This window comes from Vibrio sp. V42_P2S4T144 (genome assembly GCF_009904715.1).
Classification (GTDB): domain Bacteria; phylum Pseudomonadota; class Gammaproteobacteria; order Enterobacterales; family Vibrionaceae; genus Vibrio; species Vibrio alginolyticus.
On the sequence record NZ_WXWS01000538.1, the window covers coordinates 1 to 7,599 of the forward strand.

At 44.7% G+C, this 7,599-nt stretch carries 5 protein-coding genes; 2 read left to right on the plus strand and 3 right to left on the minus strand.

All coding sequences use genetic code 11. From position 1 onward, the window contains the following. Positions 1 to 137: 137 nt before the first annotated feature. Both CAG68_RS17900 and CAG68_RS17905 read left to right on the plus strand, forming a co-directional pair. A complete protein-coding gene (locus CAG68_RS17900) occupies positions 138 to 2,129 on the plus strand; it encodes a methyl-accepting chemotaxis protein (protein ID WP_086046599.1) in 1,992 nt (663 codons plus the stop codon). Between the two features lie 163 nt (positions 2,130 to 2,292). After that, a complete protein-coding gene (locus CAG68_RS17905) occupies positions 2,293 to 3,453 on the plus strand; it encodes a DUF1887 family protein (protein ID WP_064353735.1) in 1,161 nt (386 codons plus the stop codon). Between the two features lie 157 nt (positions 3,454 to 3,610). Here CAG68_RS17905 and udp read toward each other — a convergent pair whose 3' ends face one another. From udp to CAG68_RS17920, 3 genes are all read right to left on the minus strand, one after another. Continuing rightward, positions 3,611 to 4,369, minus strand: a complete 759-nt coding sequence (gene udp / locus CAG68_RS17910) for a uridine phosphorylase (RefSeq protein ID WP_005378479.1) — start codon at positions 4,367 to 4,369, stop codon at positions 3,611 to 3,613. A gap of 314 nt (positions 4,370 to 4,683) precedes the next feature. Then, complete coding sequence (locus tag CAG68_RS17915; protein WP_025766942.1) at positions 4,684 to 6,990, minus strand: zinc/cadmium/mercury/lead-transporting ATPase; 2,307 nt, start codon at positions 6,988 to 6,990, stop codon at positions 4,684 to 4,686. Between the two features lie 172 nt (positions 6,991 to 7,162). Next, on the minus strand, positions 7,163 to 7,582 hold the full coding sequence (locus CAG68_RS17920) for a CBS domain-containing protein (protein ID WP_005378483.1): 420 nt from the start codon (positions 7,580 to 7,582) through the stop codon (positions 7,163 to 7,165). Positions 7,583 to 7,599 lie beyond the last annotated feature (17 nt).

A 7,599-nucleotide genomic window follows, 5' to 3' on the forward strand; every position in this document is an offset into this window, starting at 1 on the left:
GTCATAAAATGCGCGTCACAAACTGAATACAATCCAATGAATTTTGTTACTTTTTTAAGACAATTATTATTTTTATACCCAAGTAAACTCAAAAATGCTTGGGTAGCTTGTCTATTTTTGGGAGAGGAAACTCACTTATGCGAGGTTCAGTTATTAAAAGGATGTATGCCGGCTTTGCACTGATCATCATCCTATTTGCCGTCACAATTGCCATTATGATGGGAGGAATGAGTGATATTCACGGAAAATTTGGCACGGTATCTAAATCATCCCTACCGTTGGTATCGTTATCTAATCAAACCAGTGTTGAGCTGCTTTCTGCCGACAAATCATTTAAAGACTTCCTGACAACAGAGAATAAACAACGCATGGATGAAATGCGTCAGGAATTTGCTAGATCTCAACAGCGCTTCGAATCCACATTGGCTCAACTGAAAACCGCAAGCCAAATCTACCCTTCTCTTGCCGAACCGTTTTCACAGTTAAAAACGTTAGAGCAGAGCTATTTTACAGAAGCTCTAGAGGCCATGGACAACTACGAAGCAATGTTCGCGGCTCAAGAAGAAGTGCAAAAATCCTCACGCCGCTTCCAAAAACTGAATACCGAACTTTCGGTTGGTCTTAAAGAATATGTGGCAGATCAAACCAGCATTTCTGTCAAAGTCATGGCAAAGAGCTACTTTATCAAGTTAAAAGATGCCGAAGTAATTACCTCTGATGCCCTCGCCAGTTCCAACCCTGAGTTTGTTACGCAAGCCGTAGCTAAAAACCGCAAAGCAGTAACGCACTTGAATTACGCATTCCGCGGGTTGGTGACTCAGCTTCCTGAGCTAGAAAAAGCATTTGGCGAATCTGTAGAGCAATTTACTCGTGACGTCGGTATGCGTGGCGGTGTGCTAGACCAACATAATAATTACCTCAATGCTCGCGCCGCTTTGTATAACAATATCGCCAACCTAGCAAATAAAGTGGATTCAACCATGGCGATTCTTGAGCAATTTACGACAACCGCAACAGATAAGCTCAATGAATCATTGGCAGATGCAGGTGACATATATTCGGCCGGTGTAACGAAAGCCATCATCATTGGCGTCATTGTCGTTTTACTCGCGACAGCGATTGGCTACCACATCGCACAAAGCGTTCGCGAGCCGTTGACTCGTATTCTAAAAGTGTTAGAAGGCCTGACTGAAGGTGATATGACACAGCGTATCGATATTCGCTATAACAACGAATTCAGCCGTGTGAGTGGACACATTAACTCACTCGCCGACAACCTTCACGAGATCTTGGTGAAACTCAACGAAGCGTCAGAAAACCTATCGTCAACCGCGACAACCAACGAACGCACCTCTTCGCAAGCACAAATTAAATTGAGCTCTCAACGCGAACAAACGGCAAACGTCGCTACCGCGATGACAGAAATGTCTCATTCAGTGCAGGAAGTCGCGCAAAGTGCGCAAGGCTCGCTAGAAATGGTGCAACGCGTCGAATCTGCCTCTGAAGAAGGCAGAAATGTTATGAGCAGTAACATCTCAACCATTAATCAACTAGAAACACGTTTGAACGAATCGGTCTCCGCAGTTTCTGAGCTACAAAAGATGAGTGGTCAAATTGGGTCTATCCTTGATGTGATCCGCAACATTGCGGAGCAAACCAACCTACTGGCATTGAACGCGGCAATTGAAGCGGCTCGCGCTGGTGAACAAGGTCGCGGCTTCGCGGTAGTGGCAGATGAAGTACGAGTACTCGCATCAAGAACGACTCAATCAACCACTGAAATTGAATCCATGATCAGTAATCTGCAATCTAGCTCACAATCGGCAAACCAAGTCATACAAAGCTGTATGAGCGATATGGAGATGTCGGTTGAGCAAGCGTCAAAAGCGAACAGCTCAATGGAAGAGATCCAGGCGCTAATCATTGAGATCAGCCAAATGAGTACGCACATTTCACAAGCAGCAGCAGAGCAAAGTGAAACATCAACAGACATTGCTCGCAGCATCGAAGATATCAACAGCATCGCCGATGAAAGTTTCCAAGCCATGTCGAGTATCGCACAAACCAGTGAATCACTGACCCACTTGGCTCATCAGCAAAATGAATTGGTCCACCGCTTTAAGTTATAAATACTTTATAATTAAGAGCATTAATTAGTGCAATCAACTGTATAAGGGCGACTTTTTGTTAAGTTGCCCTTGTTTTTTGTCGGCCATGTCTACATATGATTAATAAGGCTAGCTCATCCCCTTGCACAACTCTTTTCGAGCGGCCTCATAAAAAGGAAAATCTATGGCTGTTCATGTTGGTATTATCGACCAAGACCCAGTGAGATTGGTCACTCCTCTATTAGATAATCGTACGCTAAGCACACATATCGTCTTCATCGGAGACAAGAGCCAGTTAGATATATTTGACCGACTGAGTGCCGTTTTAGCTCAACGAGAAATTACTTCTGAATTTTTTGAAATTCCATCCGCTGTTAATACATCTCTGATCAAACAAGCAATTCAAAAACTGGCAAAAGACCTTCATGAACGCGGCGAAGATGTAAAATTGAACGCGAGCTGTGGTCTTCGTCATCGCTTGTTGTCGGTGTACGAAGTTTTCCGTACCTATCGCTGGCCAATTTTTGTGGTTGAGCCTAGTAGCGATAAGCTTTGTTGGTTATACCCTGATGGCAAAGAAGATACCCAAGTCGAAGATCACATTACGATTGCAGATTACCTCACTATCTTTGGTGCACGCGGCGAGTTTCACCACGTTGATTTACCACCTCTTCTTGATAAAAAATTGTATGAACTTGGTGAACGATGGGCCTCAAATGCGCTTGAGCTTGGGCCAGGTCTAGCAACACTTAACTACCTTGCAACCACATGCCGCAAAGAACAAAAGCTTGATGTCGAGCTCTCCGAAAAACAGCAGGGCTACCGTGAGCTCAACATGTTGCTTTCAGATTTAGTAGAAGCAGAAATCGCCACCTATGAGAATGGCGTTTTAACGTTTGCAGATGAAGATGCTCGACGCTTTTCAAACGGTGAGTGGTTAGAAACTTTGGTTCACAGCACCGTGAAGCAAATCCAAGACACCATGCCGACGATCCAAGATCGATCGTTAAATGTTCAGGTTTATCGTAAACTTGGTGAAAGTGAAGTACGCAATGAGTTAGATGTCGCAACAGTTGTAAACAACAAGCTGCACATCATCGAGTGCAAAACCAAAGGCATGAGAGATGACGGCGACGATACTTTATATAAGTTAGAATCGCTTCGCGATCTATTAGGTGGCTTACAAGCGCGCGCAATGTTGGTGAGCTTCCGTCCTCTTCGTCACAATGACATTACTCGTGCTGAAGACTTAGGGCTAGCCCTGATTGGCCCTGATGAGCTTAAAGATTTAAGAACACACTTAACGGCTTGGTTTAAAGACGCGGGCGGTTCAGACGAGATCTAGTGCCATTAAGAAAAGCTAAAATTCACAACGATAAAAAGCAGCATTAATGCTGCTTTTTTTTATACCTAAACTTTAGCTGTACGCATTTCTATAAGTAGAAAAAAACCAGAGGTTAGCCTCTGGTTTTTCTGTTTGTTTAAATGCCAACTATAGCGGCTTAAAGCATTTTACGCGCTGCTTCTACAACCACTTTAATTGAACGCGCTTCCGTTTCTTTCAGAGTTGAATGATCTGGAATCTCTTTTTGTGTACGGTTGATGATAACACCAGCCACACAACCCGCTTTTAAACCAGAGCTCGCACACATTGTTAGCAGTGTTGCAGACTCCATCTCGAAGTTAAGTACGCCCATGTCTTGCCATTCTTGCATAGAGCCTTGGAAACGCTTAACAACACGACCAGAGAACGTATCGTAACGTTCTTGACCAGGGTAGAACGTGTCGCTTGATGCAGTCACACCCATGTGAACTGTAGCGCCAGACTCTTCTACCGCTGCTTTCATTGCGGTTGCTACTTCAAAGTCAGCAACTGCTGGGAATTCCATAGGAGCAAAGTGTAGGCTCGCACCGTCAAGACGAACTGACCCCGTCGTTACGATCATGTCACCCACGTTTACATGCGGTTGAATTGCACCCGTTGTACCAACACGTAGGAAAGTACGAACACCAAGCTGTGCCAATTCCTCAACTGCGATAGAGGTAGAAGGACCACCAATACCTGTAGAACAAACCACAACAGGTTTACCGTCTAGCTCTGCACGGTATAGCGTGTATTCACGATGGCTTGCTAGAAATACTGGATTTTCCATTTGTTCTGCGATTTTTTGAACACGCGCTGGGTCACCAGGAATGATCGCTAGAGTCGCACCATTAAGATCAGCTTCAGTAACACCTAAATGGAATACAGCTTGAGACATAAGTCGCTCCTTATTGTGGCTTATTTTATGAACAATAAGCTCATTAATCAGTTATTGGGTACAGATGCACTGTAGCGAACCTTTCACCAACATAGAGTGATCACAATCACAATGACAAAATGTAATGAAAATGAAATTTCAAACAAAACTGGTATTGATCACACTTTAAGGGGCGTTAAATCATTTTGTTGCATAGCAATGCGTGATTTCAAGGACGAGAAAAACGTCTGATCGCATCAGGTGAATACGGTTAAAAAAAGCCCGATACACGAATGCCTCGGGCTATTAATGAGTGGGATCATTGGTTAGGTCAGTTATTTGATCTGTTTGGACTCAAAACGAAGTAATCTCAACGCATTCAATGTCACCAGTGCTGTTGCACCACTGTCAGCTAATACTGCAACCCACAACCCAGTAACCCCAAGTAAACTTGTCACTAAGAATACACCTTTCAAACCTAGCGCTAACGCGACATTCTGACGAATGTTACTTAGCGTCGCACGCGACAGTTCTATCATGGCAGGTAGCTCAATCAACCGGTTGTGTGTTAACGCCGCATCAGCAGTCTCGAGCGCAACATCCGTACCGCCTCCCATCGCAATACCAATGCTCGAAGCTTTCATGGCTGGAGCATCATTGATACCGTCTCCCACCATCGCAACGGTATGTTGTTGTGATAGTTTCTCGACGTAATGCACCTTGTCTGCAGGTAACAAACTCGCTTTATAATCCAAGCCTATTCTATTTGCCATTGCTTCTGCACTTCTCGGGTTGTCACCCGTTAGCATCACCGACGTGACCCCAAGTTCCTTCAACATTGCGATGGCTTGCTGGGCATCTGAGCGCAATGTATCTTGCCATGCGATCACGCCAATGACCTCGTCATCGTAACGAACAATGACAACCGTTTTACCTTGTTGTTCCAACGTAACCACTTGCTCTTTGGCTTCTTGAGAAAGTGGAAAGTCTGCCTTTGAAGGCGTGACCACTTGGACCATTTTTCCATCGACGTAACCAGTGACACCAGAGCCTACTTGCGCGGTTTTATCCAACGCTTCAGGAATAGTAAGCCCCTGCTCTTGCACTTTGGTAACTAAAGAAACCGCTAGAGGATGACTTGAACCAACCTCGATTGACGCAGTTAGGCTAAGTAACTTGTCTTCATCCATATCAAAAGCAAAGACATCAGTCACTTCTGGTTTACCTTGCGTCAGTGTCCCAGTTTTATCAAATGCGACAGACTCAACCTTGCCAAGCAACTCAAGCGCCGCACCACCTTTGATCAATGCGCCCCGCTTAGCCGCTGCCGCCAAGCCAGAAGTGATCGCCGCAGGCGTTGAAATTACTAATGCACATGGACAAGCAATCAACAGCAGGGCGAGTCCTCGATAGATCCACGTTTCCCACGGTTGGGCAAATAGTAATGGCGGCGTAACGATAACCATCAGAGACACCAGCATCATTAGCGGCGTATACCAACGGCTAAATTTATCAAGAAAGCGTTCTAATGGTGCCTTACGGGATTCTGCTTCTTCAATCAAATGAAGAATTCGGTCTATCGCATTCTCGCCCTGACGGGAAGTCACCTGTAAGCGAACCACTTTATCGACAACCACAGCCCCGGCCATCACTTTGCCACCGGTTTGATGTTCAACGGGAACAGATTCTCCCGTTAACGCACTTTCGTCAAAACTCGCAAGCGCATCTTGCAAAACACCGTCGGCAGGCAAACGACCTCCGGGTGCGACTTCTATGATATCCCCTGGTTTAAGCTGCGCAGCTGGTACTTCTTTGCGTTCACCATCAATAATTAAAATTGAATTTTCTGGGACTAAGTCCATTAACGCCTGGACACCGCTTCGCGCGCGAGATGATGCATATGCTTCTAACTTTTCACCAATAAGGAAAAGCAATAACACCATTGCGGCTTCGGCGGTTTCACCTAAATATAAAGCGCCGAGCGCCGCTACACTCATTAACGTTTCAATCGCAAAAGGCGTACCGCTACGCGCCAACTTAAATGCTTTGAGCGCGATTGGGTATAAACCAAGTAAACACGTCAAAGTGAATAACCAAGCGCTTATTTGAGGGTCGATCTTAGAAATTACTGCCGCAGTAGCCATTGCACCAGCAATCGAGAGAATTTGGATGTTGTCTCTTATGACGCCAAGCCAGCCTTTCTTTGTAGTGCTTGGTTTTGGAGCATCAAGTGAAAAGAGCGGGAAACCCGTTTTTTGGGCTGTCTGCTCTATCGTAGCTATCAGCTCTAGACCATCAAAATCGACGACCAGTTTTTCTGTTGCAAACAAAACCTTGGCTTGGCTGACGCCTTGTAAAGACGTAATGGCTTTCTCAAGCTTTTGCGCACAAGATGGGCAATCCATACCTGACACAAGCCAAGCGTTCCGAACGGAGGAATTACTCTCCCTTGTGGGATCGTCTTCCTCGCCTGTGTCAACGCTGCAGCCTCCTCCACTACAGCAAGAGCTTTCAGAAACATCAACACTGGCCTGAGAGATATTGAGCGAAGATTTTACTGGCGCACAGCATGACTCGCTTGCACCAAGCGGCACCGCAGTTTTGATTTTGCTAGATTGGCAACCTTGATGTTTTGTACACATAATTTTTTCCTTATTGGTATCGGTGATTTACCTATTGCTAAGGATAAACCTTAGAGTAAGCTCCAAGGTCAAGATAAATTTGTACAGTTCGGCGATAGAAAATAAAAAAGACGCCGAAGCGTCTTTCCAAACCAGTTTAAAAGCAATATTCCGTAAAATTTAAACAGAGAGGTTAAACGGGATGCTTAAAACACTCATTTAATGTCATTCCGATGGCACGCAGCACGTCTCTTCTTGTGATAACACCAACCAACTTACCTTTGCCATCCACCACTGGATACATTTTCGGCTTTCCAACTTTCATCATGTCAGCCAGTTCAATTACTGACATTTCTGGAGAAACAGATAAGACATCATCATGCATACACTCTTGTACCGTATGTGTATCTTGGCAGTGATAACTTGCTTTCACCAACTTATCTAATAAGTCTTGCTCCGATAAAAACCCAACCACTTTTTCATTTTCATCAATGACAGGGCCACCTAGTGTGACACTTTGCATTACTTTGTTTAAAGCTGCCGAAAGTGACATATCTTTCGTGAAAGTCACCGCTTGCAACGTCATGTAATCTTTTACTTTTAATGAATGCATTCTTATCTCCTTAAGGG